We start from the raw sequence: 20,980 nt of genomic DNA, 5'->3' as shown, positions 1-20,980 counted from the left end.
GGCTAAGGAACCGGAACATCTTTGCGGATTGCCGCCGAGTAACCCTCGTCCAGTCCGTTTGCCAGTGCGTTAGCTGTGATATCTCCAAGACTATACAACTGCTGAATATCAATCTCAGTATTAGTTAGTCCTTGCTCATACAGGTAATCAGGAAAATATCCATTAATTACAACGCGGTAGTCGACAGGAATCCTAATACCAACGTGCCGTGCGATTAAAATTGCTGATCGGGAACAATTGGTAAAAACTGAGTTAAACCAGCGGGGTCGCACGGCGATTTCATTTGCAGCTTCTACATAGGCGCTGATCAGTTTGATACGCTCCTCTAGTTCACCACGCAGCCTGAACAGATGTACTTTTTCTTTTCGAACATTAGAGCGAAGCCCGACGACATCACGCTCCTCCGCCGCTATCATTACAATCGGATGTGCTTTGAAAAAGTCGGCCACAGGAGAAAAAGACTCTCCGATCTGTCGACGTACTTCGATCGACCACGTCAAATACCGGCCATCAGAAAAGCCGAAGCTTAGCATAAGGTGCGCCATTTCCGGTCCACTCCAATACGACATGAAGAGGTCCACACTTTCAATTTGAGACAGATCGTATTCTCTAGTAACCCACTTCTCTTCGAAAGTATCAGCCGACTGCCATTCAAATGCACGAACGTCTCTCAGTGTTAGTGTGTCGCCGCTTATTTCGCCTGTGACTGTCCGCACAACATCAGGCGACCAATTTCCGTCCGAAGGTGGGGTCAGTGAGTTCCACCATATTAGTATCGCTGCGAAAAATACTGCGAATCCAGACAACCATCGCCATCTACTTCTTAGAAAAATTGAAACTAGTGTTCCGAGGCCAACGACGAAAAAGGAAACGATCGCAGTTAACCGGATCAATTCTGGGCCTGAGAATTTGAACCATAGGGCCAAAGTGCCCCATACTGTTGAGTAAGCGACGACTAACAACAATAAAAGACAGCAAAGAGCATTCAGCACTGTACGCATGGTTGGCCCGATTTGACTGGTCAGGATTGATTGTTATTGCATGACTGGTCTCTGGTCCATCGGAACAATGGTTTCTGATGCCGGCGGGCGTTAACCTAATGCGCTGTGTGACTCAAGGCTCCCGGACGTAAAGCCGATTAAAGGGACGTTATAGAGAACAGAATCGGCTAAGACTTACCTGTGTTTTAGCCAACGTGTTCCCCACATCGCGCATTCATTGTCTCTGCACATGCAATGCACTCCCCCCACAATTGTCCAACCGGCAGTAAGGCAAACCGCCTTCCCGAGGACCCATCCGAGGTAAGATTCTTCGTGATCAATTCTGAACGTCCAATCCCGTCACTAGATTCCTTTTCTCCAGTTGTTCAGGCGACAGTAAAGCAATTTGGCGACCTTCTTGAGGAAGTCGTAGATTTTTCAAACCCAGACGATCGTGGCAATTGGTTCTTCGCCAGTGATACCGGCACCGGGAAGACGACGGCCATGATGTGGCACTTGTCTAGATACACCACGATCAGAGTGGTTGTTGCAGTCCCAACACGATTGGCCGCTGAACAAGTCTTTGCTCAGTTAAGCAGCTGGACGGCAGACGTGGCGGTTTGGACTGGAGCACACGACAAATACAAACGAGACAAGGTCGACTTTGAACCGAGCGATTACTTCGAGCGTAGTTAACTAAAGAACTTCAGAATCGTTATCGCTACCCACCAGTTTGTATTGAGTGGACGATCAGAGATTAAAGAATGGTTGGGACCCAGGGATCTGCTGATTATCGACGAAGTGCCGTTTGTCTTCGAAGGAGCATCACAACTTGGCCTGACAGATTTTTGCACGGCCTGGGAAGAGGCAAACGCGATTGACTCGAAACTCAGCGAACCCCTGCGTCGTTTACGCGACTGGGCAGAGGATGTGGCAGAAAGGGCCGAGTTCGGAAAGCAGCACCTTTCAGTGGAACTTGCTGAAGCTAAGGTAGACTGGGCGAAAATGCTGCAAAAGATAGAAGCGATGGAAATTTCGTCAGAGGCGAAACTCATAATCCGCGAGGTGGTCGGCTTCGTTCTTGCGTCTTTCGAAGGCCGCGCTTTCGTGCAACTGAGAGATGGGGCTGGGCAAGTGAGGACGGTGTTTTGCACGACGGAAATGAAACTTCCGTATGTGCCTCGCGCTATCCACTTGTCAGCTACCGTCCATCTCGAAGGGTGGCAGGTGTCTCCGTACAAGGAAAACCTAAGAATGTATCGAGGGAATACACTTGACTATTGCAATCTTGAGATCTTTGCCGCTGGTTGGCCATGTACTTTGCCCAGTAAATTCAATGATCTAACACGTTCACCAGAGTACCTTAGCCGCTACAAGTGTTTTGTCGCGGAGGTTCTGGACAAAACACCGCGAGATGCAAATGTCTTAATCGTGGTACCAAACGCACTGATGGGGCACACAAAGTCTGCTCTTAATGCCTTCGAAATCACCCACTTGCGATCTGTCGAAAACGTGAGAGTAACACACTTCAAGGTTGATGTTGGCTCAAATGAGTATGCGGACTGTTCTGATGTTATTCTTGTGGGTCTTCATCACGCTCCTAAAACCGCACACATGCAAAAAGCGTTTCAGTTCAGTCAGATCCGTGTGACACAACCTTTGCTAGATCAGCAGATGGGGTCGCTCCAAGACATCTTTGCAGAAGTCAGAGCTGGCGAATACAAGGCCCAGATCAAGCAGCTTGGTGCCCGTGGTCGCGTTCGAGTCGCAAATAAGGACGGAAGTTGCGGTCCAATGCGCCTATGGGTTTATCAGGACAGGGTGTCACCAGACGAGATCCAAAGTCTCTTTCCGGGTGCGAACATCGACATTGATCCCTCAGCCTACAACAGTCGGCGTGGGGTTCGAAAAGGTCAGGAGACTTTCAAAACGAAGGTCTTGAATGGCCTTAAGTCCCTTCCGCTGACCACGCACGAAATTGAGGTAGAGCAGCTGGGGAGCTTATTGGCGATTCAAATCTGAAGACAAGGGGAACTAGGCTGGCAAAGAGCAATGCAGCTTGGACAATGCTTGGTTGGTCCTTTGTGCACGGCACCAAAGGTCGCGGAGGAACTAAGGCCCGCTTTGTCAGGACCGAAAGGCCGTCTAGTTTAGCAGCCTAAACCTATTAACAGTTATAGGTCTTGGCTTTTGACTGCGCCAATAGCTCATAGTGCTCTAAGAACATCCTAGGGGCCGAAGAAGCCCTTAGGGACAAACAAAAAACAGGGGCGTCCGCCTGGCCCGGTCATAAGCGGACTTCAGTGTCTGGTAGTGTGCATTCAAAAAAATGGCTGGGGATCTACGCAGCCAATACCACTCACCCCAGTTCTGATACTCCCCCCGTGGGGGGGGTGCGAATTCAGTAGCGGTCTTAGTGCAGCATTTCGGGCGAGAGGATGGAGCTCAACGTGTCATGGGTGGCCATATTGAGGGTGTCCTGAGGCGTAGGACAAACCGTAGGACAGAACGTGCCTGTTGACCGGGATTCGTCCTCAATGATACCCCTTCTTTTACTGAGACAATCATAGGTCACGATGCCTGTAACGGGAACGGAACCAAGAGACACAGCTTCTCCTGGGCGCCAAATCCCCCCGATAACATATTGATTGTCCTCAGTTTACTTGTGGTAACTGCGCGGGTGTAGGACATGGCGAGTTACTCTTGGCCTAACTGAGTACTGCCGATCAAATTGAACTGCTGAAAAAGAAGGCTAAGCTCATCTTCGAAAGAAGCAACTAGCTCTGCTCCAGTGTGATCTGAAGCAACCAATTGGCTAGGACCGATATCGGATAGCCTCTACCATACGCCTGTCCGACGCCTTCAGTCTGCCAACCGCCAATCTGATCCACGACATCCGAAGGGCATTCAACTGCCCTAAGCCGGTCCCGCATGGAATGGCGAAAGCTATGCATCGTCCCCTTCGACGACGTGAGTGCTTTCAGCCACTTATTCAACGCAGCGCTCGCTGAGTTTGCATTGGTCTGTTCGCCCCTGTTGTATCTAGGAAAGGCGAATGGACTGTCTGCGGTGTTCTCACGAACCCTATTGGCGGCCCAAAGCGCTTCTCCGACTAAAGGAACCTCGCGGATGCTGCCAGATGTCTTTAGTCTCCGCCATGGATGCTCCCTAATAACCAAATGTGGGATCGGGTCATCAAGCCTGATGTCTTCTTTCAGAAGTCCGGTTGCTTCTGCAAGACGCATCCCTGTGTCGGACACTAACGCGACCAGCCAGCGCAGATCGTCGTCCAGTTTGCGGCACTCCGCCTGAACCGTGTGGATAGCATCTAGCGGCAGCGGTTCTCGACCTTCTACTCCAGCGTTCCGGTCGAAATAGACCTTCCCAAACGGGTTGGATAAGTCGATGCCAACTTCACTGGCTGCGAAATTGATTACCGACCGGACAGTTCCGAAAACACGTGTAATGCTGCTACCCGCGAGACCGCGCTTGATTAGTTCATCGCGGAACGCATTTGCATTGGCCTTTGTGTAGGACGTGATGTCCATATCCCCGCACACATCAATGACGTAGCCGCAGGACCGCTCCGCTGCTCTGTGGAAGGTGACAGGGCGCCCTTGTCCTTTGAGCTTAAGGTAGATCGATACTGCCTCTGAGAGCATTGTACCGGCCACATCAGGCGTAGCGGCTTTGGCTCCACCAAGCGCGGTATGTCCGTTGTGCGTCATGCGTAACAAGTGTTTACCGGGAAGGGCAACGTCACGAATTCGAAGATGATACCAGTACTCGTCGAGTTGTTGTGCGGCTTTTGTCGCCCTTGAAGCTGCGACCGTTGATGACCGCGTCCTGAGAGAGAACGATATCTTACTGGCTGAGTAGTGCCTCAGAAGGTCTCGTGGGACTCGCCGTTCGAAATAGTAGATGCCGTTCTTAGTGAACGAAAAGGGGACCGAAATGTCATACGCCATGTCCTACACCCGCGCAGTTACCACAAGTAAACTGAGGACAATCAATATGTTATCGGGGGGATTTGGTGCCCAGGAGAGGACTCGAACCTCCACGTCCATACGGACACTAGCACCTGAAGCTAGCGCGTCTACCAATTCCGCCACCTGGGCAGGTGTCGTGGAGGGGCGTTTAAGCCCACTGGCGAGGGGCGTCAACCGGATTCGGGAAGTTTTTTGAAAGTTTTTTGACCGCATACGGAACACCCCTGAGAATGGTGGGGTTTTTCCCTTGCACGCGGCGTTATTGCGCCTTGTTCCGCGACCTTTTGGGCGGTAGATCGGATCTGGACCTAAAAACAGGAGCCCTTCTATGTCAAAACTGGTCACGATTTATGGCGGATCTGGGTTTGTCGGCCGGTATGTCGCGCGGCGCATGGCAGGCGAAGGGTGGCGTGTTCGGGTAGCGGTGCGCCGTCCGAACGAGGCGATGTTTGTCAAACCCTATGGCGTGGTCGGGCAGGTCGAACCTATTCTTTGCAATATCCGCGACGATGCCTCGGTCGCAGCGGCTATGCAGGGCGCGGATGCGGTGGTGAACTGCGTGGGTGTGCTGAACGAGCTGGGCAAGAACGCGTTTGACGCCGTTCAGGCCGAAGGTGCCGAACGGATCGCACGGATTGCGGCCAAGCAGGGGATCGCGACGATGGTCCATATCTCGGCCATCGGCGCGGATGCGGACTCGGACAGCGAATATGCGCAGACAAAGGCACAGGGTGAAGCCGGCGTACTGGAACATATGCCCGGTGCCGTGATCTTGCGCCCCTCGGTCATTTTCGGGACCGAGGATCAGTTCTTCAACCGCTTTGCCGGGATGACCCGCATGGGGCCATTCCTGCCGCTGGTGGGCGCTGAGACGAAATTCCAGCCTGTGTATGTGGATGATGTAGCCAAAGCCGCTGTGCAGGGCGTTTTGGGACAAGCCAAGGCTGGCACTTATGAGCTGGGCGGGCCCGAGGTGAAATCCTTCCGCGCGCTCATGCAGCAGATGCTTGATGTGATCCATCGCCGCCGCATCATTCTCGGGATGCCGTTCTTTTTGGCCCGGATCATGGCCGGCGTCCTTGATATTGTGAAGTTCGTAAGTTTCCAGTTGTTCCCGAACAACATCCTGACTCGCGATCAGCTAAAGAACCTGCGGCGCGACAATGTCGTGTCGGACGGTGCCAAGGGTTTTGCCGATCTGGGGATTGAACCCGCCACGCTGGAATCGGTTCTTCCGGACTATCTGTGGAAGTTCCGCCCCTCGGGTCAGTATGACGAGATCCAGAGATCGGCCGACAATCTGCGCACCTGATTAGCTGTAGGCGATGATCAGCAGGATCACGCCCAGACAAACGCGGTAGATCACGTAAGGCGTAAAGCTGACACTGCGCAGCAGGCGCATCATCAGGGATAGCGCTAGCAAGGCGGCGGCAAAGGCAAAAAGGGCGGCGATGGCGCCGTCGATGGCCAGCCTCAGGTCGGCCTCTTTGATCACATCGACCGACAGCAGGATGCCCGATGCCAGGATCGTCGGGATCGACATCAGCATTGCGATCCGTGCGCCTTCTTCTCGCGTATACCCAAGATGCCGTGCGCCGGTGATTGTGATGCCGGACCGCGACGTGCCGGGGATCAGCGCCAGCATCTGCCACAGCCCCATGATGGCTGCATCTTTCAGTCCCCAGTCCTTGGCTTCTTTTGTCTGCGGGCCTTTCTGATCCATCCAATAAAGCAACAGCCCAAAGCCCAGCATGGTCCATCCGATTATCGCCATCGAGCGCAGGGATTGGCTGAGTCCGCTTTGAAACAGGACCGCCCCAAGGATTACCGTCGGGATGGTCGAAACGATCAGCCCCAAGGCCAGTCGCGCTTGTTCAGTGTCCGTTTTACCGCGCAGCGCGCGGGGCAGCCCCGCCGCCGCGGACTTTACGTCGGGCCAGAAATACAGGACCACGGCACCCAAAGTTCCCACATGAACCGCTACGTCTATAGCCAAACCCTGATCTTGCAGGCCGGTCAGGCTGGGCAGAAGAATCAGGTGGCCCGAGGATGAGATCGGCAGGAATTCGGTGACGCCCTGAATGATTGCCACAAGAATCAGCTGAAAAAGACTCATGAACCTGCCCGTGCCATTGCCACGTGTTTTATGCGATTCATGGGTATAAGTGCTGCGTTGAAAAGGAAAGGACACTTATAGGTCCGAATCGGATCTATTTTTTCAGAGTTTTTGGGCATCATGGGAAAATTTGCTTCGGAAATCGCTAAATAGGTCAGTGTTTATGACTTTTCATCTGATCCTGCATCTTTTAAGGAAGCTCGACCAAGCCAATTCATGGAGTCTGACCCGTGGCCAAGCAACCGATGCTGAAATTTGTGCAAGTCGATCGCGCCATGCCCGAAAAGCGTGCCGCAGACACGCGCAAGGAAGACTTTGACGAGATTTACGCCGAATTCGCCTCGGCCAAAGCAGAAGAGCAAGCCAGCCGCTGCAGCCAATGTGGTGTGCCCTATTGTCAGTCGCATTGCCCGTTGCACAACAATATCCCCGACTGGTTGCACCTGACCGCCACTGGCCGTCTGGAAGAGGCCTATCAGACCAGTCAGGCTACCAACACCTTCCCCGAGATCTGTGGCCGTATCTGCCCGCAGGACCGTCTGTGTGAAGGCAATTGCGTGATTGAACAGTCCGGCCATGGCACCGTGACCATTGGTACGATCGAGAAATACATCACCGATACCGCATGGGACAAAGGTTGGGTTAAGCCCGTTGTTCCGGGCACCGAGCGCAGCGAAAGCGTCGGCATCATCGGTGCGGGTCCTGGTGGTCTGGCGGCTGCCGACATGCTGCGCCGCGCCGGTATTCAGGTAACGGTCTATGACCGCTATGACCGCGCCGGTGGTTTGTTGATGTATGGTATTCCGGGTTTCAAACTGGAAAAGGACATCGTGCAGCGTCGCAACGATCTGCTGGCAGATGGTGGCGTGACATTTGAACTGAACTGCGACGTCGACGCCACGAAATTCGAAGAAATTCGTGGGAAGCACGACGCAGTGATCATCGCCACTGGCGTTTACAAGTCGCGCGACCTGTCCATGCCGGGCAGCGGTTTGGCCGGGATCGAGAAGGCGATTGACTTCCTGACGGCCTCGAACCGCAAAAGCTTCGGCGACGCGGTTGAAGACTTCGACAATGGTCGCCTGAACGCGGCTGGCAAAAAGGTTGTCGTAATCGGCGGCGGCGACACCGCGATGGACTGTGTGCGAACCTCGATCCGTCAAGGGGCGACATCGGTCAAATGCCTGTATCGCCGCGACCGCGCGAACATGCCTGGTTCGCAGCGCGAGACTCAGAACGCCGAAGAAGAAGGCGTGGTGTTTGAGTGGCTCAGCGCGCCCAAGGGCTTTACCGGCGACGACAACGTCACAGGTGTGATGGTGCAGAAGATGCGCTTGGGCCAGCCCGACGCAACCGGCCGTCAGGCCCCCGAGGTGATCGAAGGCGCGGACTATGTCGAAGACGCCGATCTGGTGATCAAGGCGCTGGGATTTGAGCCCGAAGACCTGCCCAGCCTGTTCGGCCAGCCCGACCTGCCCGTGACACGCTGGGGTACCGTCAAGGCGGCCTTCCAGACCGGCGAGACCGAGATGGACGGCGTCTATGCCATCGGTGACATCGTGCGTGGGGCCTCTCTGGTCGTGTGGGCGATCCGCGACGGGCGCGATTGCGCCGATGCAATCATTGACCGGTTCAACACCAAGGCTGCGGTTGCAGCCGAATAAACCCAGCGATCAGGAGCCTCGAAATGCCCGAGTTGCAAGGCCAATGCATGTGTGGCGCGGTCACGGTGACCGCTACGCCCGCGCGCGATGCGCTGGGCGCGTGCCATTGCGACCAATGCCGACGCTGGACAAGTTCGATGCTGGTTACTTTTCAGGCCGAAGAAGGCTACGCCGCGCTTGGGCCGGTCAAGACCTTCACCTCGTCCGATTGGGCCGAGCGCGCCTTCTGCGCTGACTGCGGCTCGGCGCTGTGGTACCGGATCACGCTTCCAGGTGAAATGCACGGACACACGCAAATCGCGGCAGGCCTGTTTCAGGATACAGGCCACACGCTGAAACTTGAACTTTACTTCGACAAAAAGCCCGAAGGATACGCGTTCGCAGGTGAACGCAAGCAAATGACCAAAGCCGAGGTCGAGGCCATGTACGCCCCCTCGGAAGAAGGAGACAGCCAATGACCAAATATGATGCCGATTGGGTGCGCGCCGAAGAAGCCAAACGTCAGTGGATGGCTGAAAACGGTCTCTATTCCGAGGAGGAAGAACATTCATCCTGCGGTGTCGGCCTTGTCGTGTCTGTCGACGGTAGGCCGTCGCGTAAGGTGGTCGACGCGGGGATTGATGCGCTCAAGGCGATCTGGCACCGGGGCGCTGTGGATGCCGATGGCAAGACCGGCGATGGCGCGGGTATCCATGTGCAGATCCCTGTTCCTTTCTTCTATGATCAGATCCGCCGCACCGGCCACGAACCCAATCTGGATGAGCTGATCGCGGTCGGTCAGGTCTTCTTGCCCCGTACGGACTTTGGTGCGCAGGAACAGTGCCGAACCATCGTGGAAACCGAAGTGCTGCGCATGGGTTACTACATCTATGGCTGGCGTCACGTGCCGGTCGATGTGACCTGCCTGGGTGAAAAGGCCAATGCGACCCGGCCCGAGATTGAGCAGATCCTGATCTCGAACTCCAAAGGTGTGGACGAAGACACCTTTGAGCGCGAGCTCTACGTGATCCGTCGTAGGATCGAAAAGGCAGCATTGGCGGCAGGAATTTCCGGCCTGTATTTGGCGTCGCTGTCCTGCCGTTCGATCATCTATAAAGGAATGATGCTGGCCGAACAGGTTGCGGTTTTCTATCCCGACCTGATGGACGAACGCTTTGAATCGGCCTTTGCGATCTATCACCAGCGTTATTCGACCAACACCTTCCCGCAATGGTGGCTGGCCCAGCCCTTCCGCATGTTGGCCCATAACGGCGAGATCAACACGCTGAAAGGCAACGTCAACTGGATGAAAAGCCATGAGATCCGCATGGCATCCTCGACCTTTGGGGACTACGCCGAGGACATCAAACCGATCATCGCGGGCGGATCGTCGGATTCCGCCGCATTAGACTCGGTTTTCGAGGTTCTGGTGCGTGCGGGCCGGTCTGCTCCAATGGCGAAAACCATGCTGGTGCCGGAAAGCTGGTCCAAACAGGCGGTCGAGCTGCCGCAGGCGTGGCGCGACATGTATTCCTACTGCAACTCGGTGATGGAGCCATGGGATGGCCCCGCCGCCCTGGCCATGACCGATGGTCGCTGGGTCTGCGCCGGGCTCGACCGGAATGGTTTGCGCCCGATGCGCTACGTTGTGACGGGTGATGGATTGGTTATCGCCGGGTCGGAGGCCGGGATGGTGCCGATTGATGAGGCATCGGTGACGGAAAAAGGCGCGCTGGGTCCGGGTCAGATGCTGGCCGTGGATATGAAGCGTGGCAAGCTGTACCGCGACACGCAGATCAAGGACAAACTGGCCCGTGCCCTGCCCTTTGGCGAATGGGTTGGCAAGATCAACGATCTGAATGAAAGCCTGTCAGGCGTGACCGAAACCGCGAAGTTCAGCGGAGAGGAACTGCGCAAGCGACAGATCGCGGCCGGTTATTCTGTTGAAGAGCTGGAGCAAATCCTTGCCCCCATGGCTGAAGACGGCAAAGAGTCCCTGGCCTCGATGGGCGATGACACGCCATCGGCGGTTTTGTCCAAGCAATACCGCCCGCTCAGCCATTTCTTCCGCCAGAACTTTAGTCAGGTGACCAACCCGCCGATCGACAGTCTGCGCGAATACCGCGTCATGTCGTTGAAAACCCGGTTCGGTAACCTGAAAAACGTGCTGGACGAAGACAGCAGCCAGACCGAGATCATCACGCTGGACAGCCCCTTTGTCGGCAACACCCAATGGGACAAGCTGGTAGAAAATCTCGGTTCGCCGCTGGCGGAAATAGATTGTAGCTTTGAACCCGGTCGGGGCGCGTTAAACGCCGCTTTGACTCGTGTTAGAGCCGAAGCAGAAGAGGCCGTGCGCTCGGGCGCGGGGCATCTGGTGCTGTCCGACATGGATTCGGGCGCAGGTCGCGTGGCGATGCCGATGATTCTCGCGACCAGCGCGGTGCACTCGCATCTGACCCGTCAGGGGCTGCGGACCTTCTGTTCGCTGAACGTGCGTTCGGCCGAATGCGTTGATCCGCACTACTTTGCCGTTCTGATCGGCTGCGGCGCGACCGTGGTGAACGCTTATCTGGCCGAAGACTCGCTGGCTGACCGCATTGATCGCGGCTTGCTGGATGGCACGCTGACCGAAAACGTCGCACGCTATCGAGAGGCAATCGACCAAGGTCTGCTGAAGATCATGGCCAAGATGGGCATTTCGGTGATCTCCTCTTATCGCGGTGGTCTGAACTTTGAGGCCGTGGGCCTTAGCCGTGCCATGGTGGCTGAGTATTTCCCCGGCATGACCAGCCGGATTTCCGGTATCGGTGTGACCGGTATTCAGACCAAGGCCGAGGAAATCCATGCCAAGGGCTGGGACAGCGGTCTGGACGTGCTTCCCATCGGTGGTTTCTACAAGGCGCGCAAATCGGGTGAGACCCACGCGTGGGAAGCGACCTCGATGCACATGATGCAGATGGCCTGTAACCGCGCATCTTACGAGCTGTGGAAGCAATACTCGGCCAAGATGCAATCGAACCCGCCGATTCATCTGCGCGACCTGATGGATTTCAAACCGCTGGGCAAACCGGTGCCGATTGAAGAGGTCGAGTCGATCACCTCGATCCGCAAGCGCTTTGTCACGCCGGGCATGTCGCTGGGTGCGCTGAGCCCCGAGGCGCACAAAACGCTGAATGTGGCGATGAACCGGATTGGCGCGAAATCTGACTCGGGTGAAGGTGGCGAAGATCCGGCGCATTTCGTGCCCGAGCCCAATGGCGACAACCCGTCTGCCAAGATCAAACAGGTGGCCTCGGGCCGGTTTGGTGTGACAGCCGAATACCTGAACCAGTGTGAGGAGCTTGAGATCAAGGTCGCCCAGGGTGCGAAACCCGGTGAGGGCGGCCAGTTGCCGGGCATGAAAGTGACCGACCTGATTGCGCGTCTGCGCCACTCGACCAAAGGCGTGACGCTGATCTCACCGCCACCGCACCACGACATCTATTCGATCGAGGATCTGGCGCAGCTGATCTATGACCTGAAACAGATCAACCCGCGCTGTAAGGTGACAGTGAAGCTGGTTGCGTCCTCGGGCGTTGGCACGATTGCAGCCGGTGTGGCCAAGGCGAAAGCGGATATCATCCTTATTTCGGGTCACAATGGCGGCACGGGTGCGTCGCCTGCGACGTCGATCAAATACGCCGGTCTGCCGTGGGAGATGGGCCTGACCGAGGCGCATCAGGTTCTGGCGATGAACAACCTGCGCGACCGCGTGACTCTGCGGACAGATGGTGGTCTGCGCACCGGGCGCGACATCGTCATGGCTGCAATGATGGGAGCCGAGGAATACGGTATCGGCACCGCTGCCCTGATCGCGATGGGCTGTATCATGGTACGTCAGTGTCAGTCGAACACCTGCCCGGTCGGCGTCTGTACGCAGGACGAATCCCTGCGCGCCAAATTCACCGGCAATGCCGACAAGGTCGTCAACCTGATCACCTTCTACGCTCAGGAAGTGCGCGAGCTGCTGGCCAGCCTTGGTGCGCGCTCGATTGACGAAATCATCGGCCGGGCCGATCTGCTGGCGCAGGTAAGCCGTGGCTCGGCGCATCTGGACGATCTGGACCTGAACCCGCTGCTGATCACCGTCGATGGCGCACATGACATCGTCTATAACCGCGACAAGGACCGCAACGCAGTGCCGGATACGCTGGATGCCGAGATCGTGCGCGATGCGGCGCGGTTCCTGAAAGACGGCGAGAAGATGCAGCTGTCCTACGCGATCCAGAACACGCACCGGACTGTTGGTACTCGGGTATCCAGCCATATCGTGCAGAATTTCGGGATGCGGAACACGTTCCAGGACGACCACCTGCATGTGAAATTGCAGGGCTCGGCCGGTCAGTCGCTGGGGGCGTTTGCGGCTCCGGGGCTCAAGCTGGAAGTGTCTGGCGATGCTAACGACTATGTTGGCAAGGGCCTTTCCGGTGGCATGATCGTTGTGCGCCCACCGCAGGTCAGCCCGCTTAAGGCAGATGACAACACGATCATCGGCAATACTGTTCTGTACGGCGCCACCGATGGCCACCTGTTCGCAGCAGGCCGCGCAGGCGAACGGTTCGCGGTTCGGAACTCGGGCGCCAAAGTGGTGATCGAGGGCTGTGGCTCGAACGGGTGCGAATACATGACCGGCGGTGTCGCCGTGATTCTGGGCGACATTGGTGCCAACTTTGGCGCGGGCATGACCGGCGGCATGGCGTACCTGTACGATCCCGAAGGCAAGGCACAGGCTCTGATGAACATGGAAACGCTGGTGACCTGCCCGGTTACGGTGGACCATTGGGAAGACCAGCTGAAAACGCTGATCGAAACTCATCAGTCTGAGACCTTCAGCCGCAAGGCCGCTGATATCCTGCAACATTGGGATGTGGAAAAGGCCAATTTCCTGCAGGTCTGCCCGAAAGAGATGCTGAACAAGCTCAGCCATCCTCTGACCAATGAGGTTGAAGCCGTTCCGGCAGAATAAGTCGCCAATCAGTCAAATTGCAAAACCCGCGTACCACTCCGGTACGCGGGTTTTCTTATTCATGGACCTCTACAACAGACATTTCAAACAAGGCCTACACGTCGTATAGCTGTGGCATGGCAAAGAAAGCAGTCCGCAAGACAAGCGGTAAGAAAAAGAAGGCGTCGAAAGCCAAACCCAACGTCGTGATGCGGATTCGCCGCTGGGTCACGCGTGGGCTATTGGCGATTGCGGTGTTTGTAGTGGCGCTGATTGGGCTCTATTCGGTAGTCAACCCTCCGGTGACCCATACGATCTGGTCCGAATGGCGCAGATTGGGCAAGGTCGAGCGTGACTGGGTTCCCATCGAACAGATTTCGCCGATCATGGCGCGGTCAGTCGTAGCGGCTGAGGACGCCAATTTCTGCCGCCATTGGGGCTTTGATGTCGAAGCTATTCGTGACGCGATTGAAGGGGGTGGTGCCCGAGGTGCGTCGACGATTACGCAGCAAGTGGTGAAGAATGTTTTTTTGTGGCAAGGGCGCAGCTGGGTGCGCAAGGCGCTTGAAACTTCGATGACGCCGGTCGTCGAAATTTTCTGGAGCAAACAACGTATTCTTGAAGTCTATTTGAACGTAGCCGAGACCGGAAATGGCGTATTCGGGGTTGAGGCAGCGGCACAGCGTAATTTCAACGTTCCGGCGTCCAAACTGTCCTCGGTTCAGGCGGCGCGGATTGCGGCGATCCTGCCATCCCCGCGAAATCGGTCGGTAACCGACCCGTCGGTGCGCACCCGCAGACGTGCGGCTGCGATTCTGGACGGGGCGGCCACCATCCGCGCAGATGGTCGCGCGGATTGTTTCGAGGATTGAAAACCGAACCCACTCGGGGCTAAAGCTGAGGGGTATTCACTGGTTCGATTGGAAGCTCATGGCGCGTCTGTTTCACGTTCCCCTGTCACCGTACTGCCGCAAGGTCCGTCTGTCACTGGCGGAAAAGAAGATCGAGGTCGAGCTGGTCGAAGAGAAATACTGGGAACAGGACCCGGATTTCCTGCGCCGCAATCCGGCGGGTAAAGTGCCGGTCCTGCGATTGGACGGGCATGTCATGGCGGAAAGCAGCGCCATTTGCGAGTATGTCGAGGAAACGCGCCCCGAGCCCGCTTTGATGCCGAAAACACCGGAAGCCCGGTATGAAGTCCGGCGGCTAGTCGGCTGGTTTGACGACAAGTTTCATCACGAGGTGACATCGAAACTGTTGTACGAGCGGGTCAACAAGAAGATGACCGGGCAAGGTTACCCGGACAGCAAGAATGTCAAAGAGGGTGCCAAGGCGATCAAGTATCATCTGGACTACATGGCATGGCTTCTAGATCACCGGCGTTGGTTGGCGGGCGACCAGATGACATTGGCCGATTTCGCGGCCGCGGCGCATTTGTCGGCGCTGGACTATATCTCGGACGTGGATTGGAACCGTTCGGCGGCGGTCAAGGATTGGTACGCCAAGATCAAGTCTCGGCCTGCGTTTCGGTCTATCCTGGCGGATCAGGTGCCGGGGTTTCGGCCTCCGCCGCATTACGCGGATCTGGATTTCTGATAGGGTGGCAGGGGGGCTGTCTGCCCCCCATCGCGCCGGGGCGCGATTCCCCCCGAGGATATTTTAGCCAGATGAAGAGCGGATCGGATTTAAAGGACAAGGTGGTCGCTCAGGCATTGAGTGAGGGGTTTGTGTCCTGTCGGATTTGTCGGCCGTGGGATGTGCCGGAAGTGCCCGCGCGGTTGCAGGCGTTTTTGGATTCCGGGTATCACGGACAGATGGGGTGGATGGCCGAACGGACCCATTGGCGGGGCGATCCGTCGGCTTTGTGGCCCGAGGCGCGGTCGGTGATCATGCTGGCCGAGAGCTATACGCCTGAACATGATCCGACCGAGGTTTTGGGCCATCCTGATCGGGGTGCGATTTCGGTCTATGCGCAGAACAAGGACTACCATGATCTGGTGAAAAAACGCCTCAAGCGGTTGGCGCGGTGGTTGATTGCCGAAGGTGGCGGCGAGGTGAAGGTGTTTGTTGATACAGCGCCGGTGCCTGAGAAGGCCCTAGGCCATGCGGCGGGGCTGGGATGGCAGGGGAAGCATACGAATCTGGTCAGCCGTGATTGGGGAAATTGGGCTTTTATAGGCTCTGTTTTTACTACATTGGACCTGCCTGCGGATATGGCCGAGGTGGATCATTGCGGGTCGTGTCGCGCTTGTTTGGATGCCTGTCCGACAGATGCGTTTCCTGCGCCGTACAAGTTGGATGCGCGGCGGTGTATTTCCTATCTGACCATCGAACATAAGGGGCCGGTGGAAGAAGATCTGCGCGGCAAGTTGGGCAATCGGATTTACGGATGCGATGATTGTCTGGCGGCCTGTCCGTGGAACAAGTTTGCCGTTGCGGCCAGCGATATTCGCTATGCTGCGCGGGATGATTTGTTGGCCCCGCCTCTGGCTGAATTGGCGGGGTTGAATGATGCGGCGTTTCGGGCCAAGTTCTCGGGCTCGCCCATAAAGCGGATCGGACGGGATCGGTTTGTGCGCAATGTGCTGTATGCGATTGGCAATTCCGGTTTGCCCGCGCTGAAGCCGGTGGCGCAGGGGTTGGTGGAAGATCCGGATGCATCTGTGGCTGATGCCGCGCGCTGGGCGGTGCAACAACTGCCCTAAGTGCCGCAAACAGGCTGGACGTGTCGGTCCAAACCGCTACACCCAATTCAGCGAACAGGAAGGAGAACCCGATGGCGCTGGCTTTGGGGGTTGATACGGGCGGAACCTATACGGATGCGGTGCTGATCCGGGATGAGGCTGAGGTGATCGCCTCGGCCAAGTCGCTGACCACGCGGGCAGACTTGGCAATCGGCGTGGGCAAAGCGATTTCGGCTGTGTTGGAACAGGCGGCGGTTGGCCCCGAGCAGATCTCGATGGCATCTTTGTCGACTACTTTGGCCACCAATGCTCTGGTCGAGGGGCAGGGCGGGCGCGTGGCGTTGGTCTATATCGGGTTCAAAGAGGGCGATCTGGATCGGCACGGGTTGCGCGACGCGTTGAAGGGTGATCCGGCGCTGGTGATTGCCGGGGGTCATAGCCATGCGGGGGGTGAGGCTGCTCCGCTGGATGTAGCCGCGTTGGAAACGTTTTTAGACTCTCATAAAGGCATATCCGGCTTTGCCGTGGCCGCGCAGTTTGCCACGCGCAACCCCGCGCATGAGCTGGAAGCGGCGCGGATTATAGCCGAGCGGACAGGGGCTCCGGTCACGTGTTCTCATCACCTGTCGGCCAAGTTAAACGGGCCGAAACGGGCTGTGACGGCGGTATTAAATGCACGGCTGATCGGGATGATTGATCGGCTGATCGGACGGGCGCAGGATCAGTTACTGACGTTGGGAATTACCGCGCCGATGATGGTGGTCCGCGGCGACGGCGCGTTGATGAGCGCCGAGCAAGCGCGAGAACGCCCGATTGAGACGATCCTCAGCGGGCCTGCGGCCTCGATCGTAGGGGCCAGTTGGTTGACGGGGGCCGAGAATGCGCTGGTGTCGGATATTGGCGGGACGACCACGGACATCGCCGTGATCCGCGACAGTAAGCCCGCAATTGATCCCAATGGTGCGCGCGTCGGTGGCTTTCGCACCATGGTCGAGGCGGTGGCGATGCGCACCCATGGTCTGGGCGGCGACAGTCAGGTCCATGTGGTGACCGAGGGGCTGGGAGGCGGCGTGGTCCTAGGGCCGCGTAGGGTATTGCCAGTGTCGCTGATCGCGGCCGAGGCCCCGGATGTGGTGCATGCTGAGTTGGACAAACAACTGCGCGCGACCACGGTAGGTGAACATGACACGCGGTTTGCCCGCCGCGTGCCCGGTATCCACGCCGAAGGGCTGGGTGCACGGGAAGAGGTGTTATTGGACCGTCTTGGCGATCAGGTTTTGCCGCTGAGCGACCTATTGCGCACACGGATGGAGAATGGCGCCCTGACGCGGCTGGTGGATCGCGGGATCGTTCAGGTCTCGGGCGTGACGCCATCGGATGCCAGCCACGTTCTGGGGTGGCTGGACGCCTGGGATGCTGAGGCAGCATGCAAGGCGCTGGAATTGGTGTCGCGCAAACGGGTTGGGTCAGGCGATGTGCTGGCGAAAACCCCCGAGGTTTTGGCGCAGATGATCGTGGATCAGTTGACGGAACAAACGTCTTTGACTTTGTTAGAGGCTGCTTTTGCCGAAGAAGTCGAGGATTTTGGCATTCCCCCGACGGATCTGGCTCGGCACATTCTAACGCGCAAGGGCTTGGCCCGACACCGGGGCCTGTTGGCTTTGGATGCGGCGTTGAACGTGGATGTGATCGGGTTGGGTGCGTCGGCCCCCAGCTATTACCCGGCGGTCGGGGAGCGTTTGCATTGCAAGATGATCCTGCCCGAACACACTGGCGTGGCCAATGCCATCGGCGCGGTCGTCGGTCGCCTGACTTTGCGCCGGGCGGGGACAGTCACGTCGCCGTCCGAGGGCAAGTTCCGGGTGCATCTTGAGGACGGGCCGCAAGATTTCAACGATTCAGAGGCGGCGCTAACCCTGCTGGAATCCGTGCTAAGATCCGAGGCCGAAGGCGCGGTGCGCGACGCCGGGGCTGAGGATATCCGCGTGATCGTTGACCGCGACATCCGCACTGCCCGCGTCGAGGCGCAGGAGGTCTTTGTCGAGGCCATGATCACGGTTGAAGCCAGCGGCCGCCCAAGGGTTGCCGCCGGCTGATCGCTTATTCCGCCGCGTCGCGTTTGGGCAGAACCCAGTCGGGGCGCGGGAAGTGGCAGGTATAGCCGTTGGGGATACGCTCCAGATAGTCCTGATGCTCGGGCTCGGCGTCCCAGAAATCACCGACGGGCTCCAGCTCGGTCACGACTTTGCCGGGCCAGATACCGCTGGCGTTCACATCGGCAATCGTGTCCAAAGCCACCTGTTTCTGATCGTCATCCACATAGTAAATAGCCGAGCGATAGCTCATCCCGCGGTCATTGCCCTGACGGTTTACCGTGGTCGGATCATGGATCTGGAAGAAGAACTCCAGCAACTCACGATAGCTGATCTGCGCGGGATCAAAGAAAATCTCGATCCCTTCGGCATGGGTTCCGTGGTTGCGATAGGTGGCGTTGGGGACATCGCCGCCAGTATAGCCGACGCTGGTGCGGGACACACCCGGTAGCTTGCGGATCAGGTCCTGCATTCCCCAGAAACAACCTCCTGCTAGGACAGCGCGTTCTTCGGTCATTGGATTTCCTCCACATGGATCAGATAGTCGGCATAGCCTTCGGCCTCCATGTCATCGCGATGGACAAACCGCAAGGAGGCTGAGTTGATGCAATAGCGCAGCCCGCCATGTTCACGCGGGCCGTCGGGGAAGACGTGGCCCAGATGGCTGTCGCCGTGTTTTGAACGCACCTCGGTGCGAATCATGCCGTGGGTGGTATCCCGGAACTCTTCTACATGTTCATGCACGATGGGCTTGGTGAAACTAGGCCAGCCGCAGCCGGATTCGTATTTGTGAGTCGAAGCGAACAGCGGCTCGCCCGAGACGATATCCACATAAATCCCCGGTTCCTTGTTGTTCAGCAGCTTGCCGGTGCCCGGACGCTCGGTCCCGCTGTTCTGCGTGACATGGTATTCTTCGGGCGAGAGGGCAGCGATGGCCTCGGGGGATTTGGTGTATTGGGTCATGGATCCTCCGGTCGGTTGAGTTGCACCATTATTTGGGGGTTGGGGCGCAGAAATCAAAGCCTGTTTCATGCGCCTCGCGCCCTCGTGCGTTGATCCGGGGGACGATTTGGCGCGTATACTTGGGTAGAGGAGGGTTCACCATGTTCCGCATCTTGCTGTTGACCGCTTTGATTCTGACCGGGCGCACCGTGCAGGCTGCGCCGTTGAGCGGAGAGTTTCCGTCCATCGACGGCGGTACCCTGTCGATTGCGGATTGGCGCGGGCAGCCGGTTTTGGTGGTGAACACGGCCTCGCATTGCGGCTTTACCGGGCAATACAGCGCGCTGCAGCAGGTGCATGAGGATTATGGCCCGCGTGGGCTGGTGGTGCTGGCAGTGCCCTCGGATTCCTTCAATCAGGAGTTAGGTTCGGCGGAAGAGGTCAAGGAATTCTGCGACTTCAACTATAACCTGACCCTGCCAATGACCGACATTACCTCGGTTCGAGGCGCAAAAGCGCATCCTTTCTATCAACAGGTCGCGGAGCAGACAGGATTTGAGCCCAGTTGGAACTTCAACAAAATCCTTCTGAACACTGAAGGCGAAGTTATAGCGACCTATGGCGCAACCACGCGCCCCGATTCCCGGCAAGTTTTGTCTCAGGTCGAGGCTTTGCTGCCCTGAGCAGGTTGCCGCGATAACTGCACGGCCAAAATCCCGGCGGTGGTGATCAGTACGCCAACGGCATCCAGTGGGCCGAGTTTCTCCCCCAGTAGCAACGCAGCAATCGTCACGCCGAAAACAGGGTTGAGGAAGTGGAAGGTGGCTGCGCGGGTCGCTCCGATCCGATCCAGCAGCAGAAACCAGATCAGCGTGGCCAACAAGCCGGGGAACAGGGTTGTGTAGGTGAAAGCCAGCGCCAGCGGCACCGTGGGGTGGATATAGATCGTCTCGAATACGGGAGCCGCGACGAACAGAACGGCTGAACCAACCAGCATCTGCAACCCCACAACCATCATGAAATTCCCGCCCGAGGTCGCCCCGCGCACCGCCAAGGTGGCGAAGGTCAGCGCCAAGGCTCCAACACCACAGAGCATCACGCCGAACATATCAACGCCCGCGCTGATGCGGCTGCTCATGATCAGGGCGACGCCTGCAAACCCTGCCAGCAGGCCGATCACGCCCATGGGCCGCAGACGATCACCCAGAAACAGCCAGCTTGCCAGCGCCACTAGCAGCGGCATGGTCGAGGCGATAATGGCGGCAACCGACGCCTCAATCGTTTGCATTGCGTAGAAATTCAGACCCAAATAAAGGGCATTTTGGCAGATTCCAAACAGGATGGTCGCGTACCATTGTTGCTGTGTCAGCCGCCAGCTCTGTCCCATTGCGCGCGCAATGGCCACGCCGATCAACCCGGAAATCAAAAAGCGCAGTGCCAGCGAAAACAACGGTGAAGCGTCCATCACGATGATCCGCGCCGAAGTAAAGGCCGACGACCAGATCAGTGCAAATGTCAGCCCCATCGCCATGGCGCGCAGATCCAT

General features: G+C 57.3%; 17 protein-coding genes and 1 tRNA gene. 11 read left to right on the top strand and 7 right to left on the bottom strand.

All coding sequences use genetic code 11. From position 1 onward, the window contains the following. Positions 1-2: 2 nt before the first annotated feature. Entirely contained in the window at positions 3-1,001 is a 999-nt protein-coding gene (locus ACR3E7_RS13570) for an Lnb N-terminal periplasmic domain-containing protein (RefSeq protein ID WP_480506150.1), read from the bottom strand. A gap of 312 nt (positions 1,002-1,313) precedes the next feature. Between ACR3E7_RS13570 and ACR3E7_RS13565 the strand changes: the two genes are divergently transcribed. Together ACR3E7_RS13565 and ACR3E7_RS13560 are read left to right on the top strand one after the other, a co-directional pair. Beyond that, positions 1,314-1,676 carry a DEAD/DEAH box helicase family protein gene (locus tag ACR3E7_RS13565; protein WP_480506152.1) on the top strand — a complete coding sequence of 121 codons (363 nt, stop codon included), beginning with the start codon at positions 1,314-1,316 and terminating at the stop codon, positions 1,674-1,676. Between the two features lie 42 nt (positions 1,677-1,718). Further along, a complete protein-coding gene (locus ACR3E7_RS13560) occupies positions 1,719-3,002 on the top strand; it encodes a hypothetical protein (RefSeq protein WP_480719410.1) in 1,284 nt (427 codons plus the stop codon). 755 nt (positions 3,003-3,757) lie between these two features. Here the strand turns inward: ACR3E7_RS13560 and ACR3E7_RS13555 are convergent. Together ACR3E7_RS13555 and ACR3E7_RS13550 are read right to left on the bottom strand one after the other, a co-directional pair. Continuing rightward, a complete protein-coding gene (locus tag ACR3E7_RS13555) occupies positions 3,758-4,948 on the bottom strand; it encodes a DUF6538 domain-containing protein (RefSeq protein WP_480506049.1) in 1,191 nt (396 codons plus the stop codon). A 63-nt stretch (positions 4,949-5,011) separates the two neighbouring features. Further along, a tRNA-Leu gene (locus tag ACR3E7_RS13550) sits at positions 5,012-5,098 on the bottom strand. A gap of 199 nt (positions 5,099-5,297) precedes the next feature. On the opposite strand from ACR3E7_RS13550, the gene ACR3E7_RS13545 reads away from it, so the two are divergent. Continuing rightward, positions 5,298-6,281 (top strand): complex I NDUFA9 subunit family protein, encoded by a 984-nt coding sequence (locus ACR3E7_RS13545; protein ID WP_480506051.1) that lies wholly within the window; start codon positions 5,298-5,300, stop codon positions 6,279-6,281. On the opposite strand, the gene ACR3E7_RS13540 is transcribed toward ACR3E7_RS13545, so the two are convergent. Next, on the bottom strand, positions 6,282-7,085 hold the full coding sequence (locus ACR3E7_RS13540) for an undecaprenyl-diphosphate phosphatase (RefSeq protein ID WP_480506053.1): 804 nt from the start codon (positions 7,083-7,085) through the stop codon (positions 6,282-6,284). Between the two features lie 230 nt (positions 7,086-7,315). Between ACR3E7_RS13540 and ACR3E7_RS13535 the strand changes: the two genes are divergently transcribed. From ACR3E7_RS13535 to ACR3E7_RS13505, 7 genes are all read left to right on the top strand, one after another. Beyond that, positions 7,316-8,749 (top strand): NAD(P)-dependent oxidoreductase, encoded by a 1,434-nt coding sequence (locus tag ACR3E7_RS13535; RefSeq protein WP_480506055.1) that lies wholly within the window; start codon positions 7,316-7,318, stop codon positions 8,747-8,749. A 23-nt stretch (positions 8,750-8,772) separates the two neighbouring features. Beyond that, entirely contained in the window at positions 8,773-9,207 is a 435-nt protein-coding gene (locus ACR3E7_RS13530; protein WP_170771505.1) for a GFA family protein, read from the top strand. Further along, on the top strand, positions 9,204-13,736 hold the full coding sequence (gltB, locus tag ACR3E7_RS13525; protein WP_480506057.1) for a glutamate synthase large subunit: 4,533 nt from the start codon (positions 9,204-9,206) through the stop codon (positions 13,734-13,736). The genes ACR3E7_RS13530 and gltB overlap by 4 nt, the downstream gene beginning before the upstream one ends. A 116-nt stretch (positions 13,737-13,852) precedes the next feature. Then, positions 13,853-14,587 carry a monofunctional biosynthetic peptidoglycan transglycosylase gene (mtgA, locus tag ACR3E7_RS13520; protein ID WP_170790274.1) on the top strand — a complete coding sequence of 245 codons (735 nt, stop codon included), beginning with the start codon at positions 13,853-13,855 and terminating at the stop codon, positions 14,585-14,587. 58 nt (positions 14,588-14,645) lie between these two features. After that, positions 14,646-15,311 (top strand): FtsZ-binding protein FzlA, encoded by a 666-nt coding sequence (gene fzlA / locus ACR3E7_RS13515; RefSeq protein ID WP_480506060.1) that lies wholly within the window; start codon positions 14,646-14,648, stop codon positions 15,309-15,311. Between the two features lie 71 nt (positions 15,312-15,382). Beyond that, positions 15,383-16,420, top strand: a complete 1,038-nt coding sequence (queG, locus tag ACR3E7_RS13510; protein WP_480506062.1) for a tRNA epoxyqueuosine(34) reductase QueG — start codon at positions 15,383-15,385, stop codon at positions 16,418-16,420. Positions 16,421-16,491: 71 nt separating this feature from the next. After that, positions 16,492-18,495 (top strand): hydantoinase/oxoprolinase family protein, encoded by a 2,004-nt coding sequence (locus ACR3E7_RS13505; RefSeq protein WP_480506064.1) that lies wholly within the window; start codon positions 16,492-16,494, stop codon positions 18,493-18,495. Positions 18,496-18,499: 4 nt separating this feature from the next. On the opposite strand, the gene msrA is transcribed toward ACR3E7_RS13505, so the two are convergent. After that, positions 18,500-19,009 (bottom strand): peptide-methionine (S)-S-oxide reductase MsrA, encoded by a 510-nt coding sequence (gene msrA, locus ACR3E7_RS13500; protein ID WP_480506066.1) that lies wholly within the window; start codon positions 19,007-19,009, stop codon positions 18,500-18,502. Then, positions 19,006-19,455 carry a peptide-methionine (R)-S-oxide reductase MsrB gene (gene msrB / locus ACR3E7_RS13495; protein ID WP_170786053.1) on the bottom strand — a complete coding sequence of 150 codons (450 nt, stop codon included), beginning with the start codon at positions 19,453-19,455 and terminating at the stop codon, positions 19,006-19,008. Before msrB ends, msrA begins: the two co-directional genes overlap by 4 nt. A gap of 140 nt (positions 19,456-19,595) precedes the next feature. Between msrB and ACR3E7_RS13490 the strand changes: the two genes are divergently transcribed. Beyond that, positions 19,596-20,117, top strand: a complete 522-nt coding sequence (locus ACR3E7_RS13490) for a glutathione peroxidase (protein ID WP_170790277.1) — start codon at positions 19,596-19,598, stop codon at positions 20,115-20,117. Here the strand turns inward: ACR3E7_RS13490 and ACR3E7_RS13485 are convergent. Further along, positions 20,093-20,980, bottom strand: a complete 888-nt coding sequence (locus ACR3E7_RS13485; RefSeq protein WP_170790278.1) for a DMT family transporter — start codon at positions 20,978-20,980, stop codon at positions 20,093-20,095. The genes ACR3E7_RS13490 and ACR3E7_RS13485 overlap by 25 nt on opposite strands.

The organism is Ruegeria sp. BK1, from assembly GCF_056535645.1.
This window is presented reverse-complemented; position numbering and strand designations above follow the sequence as displayed.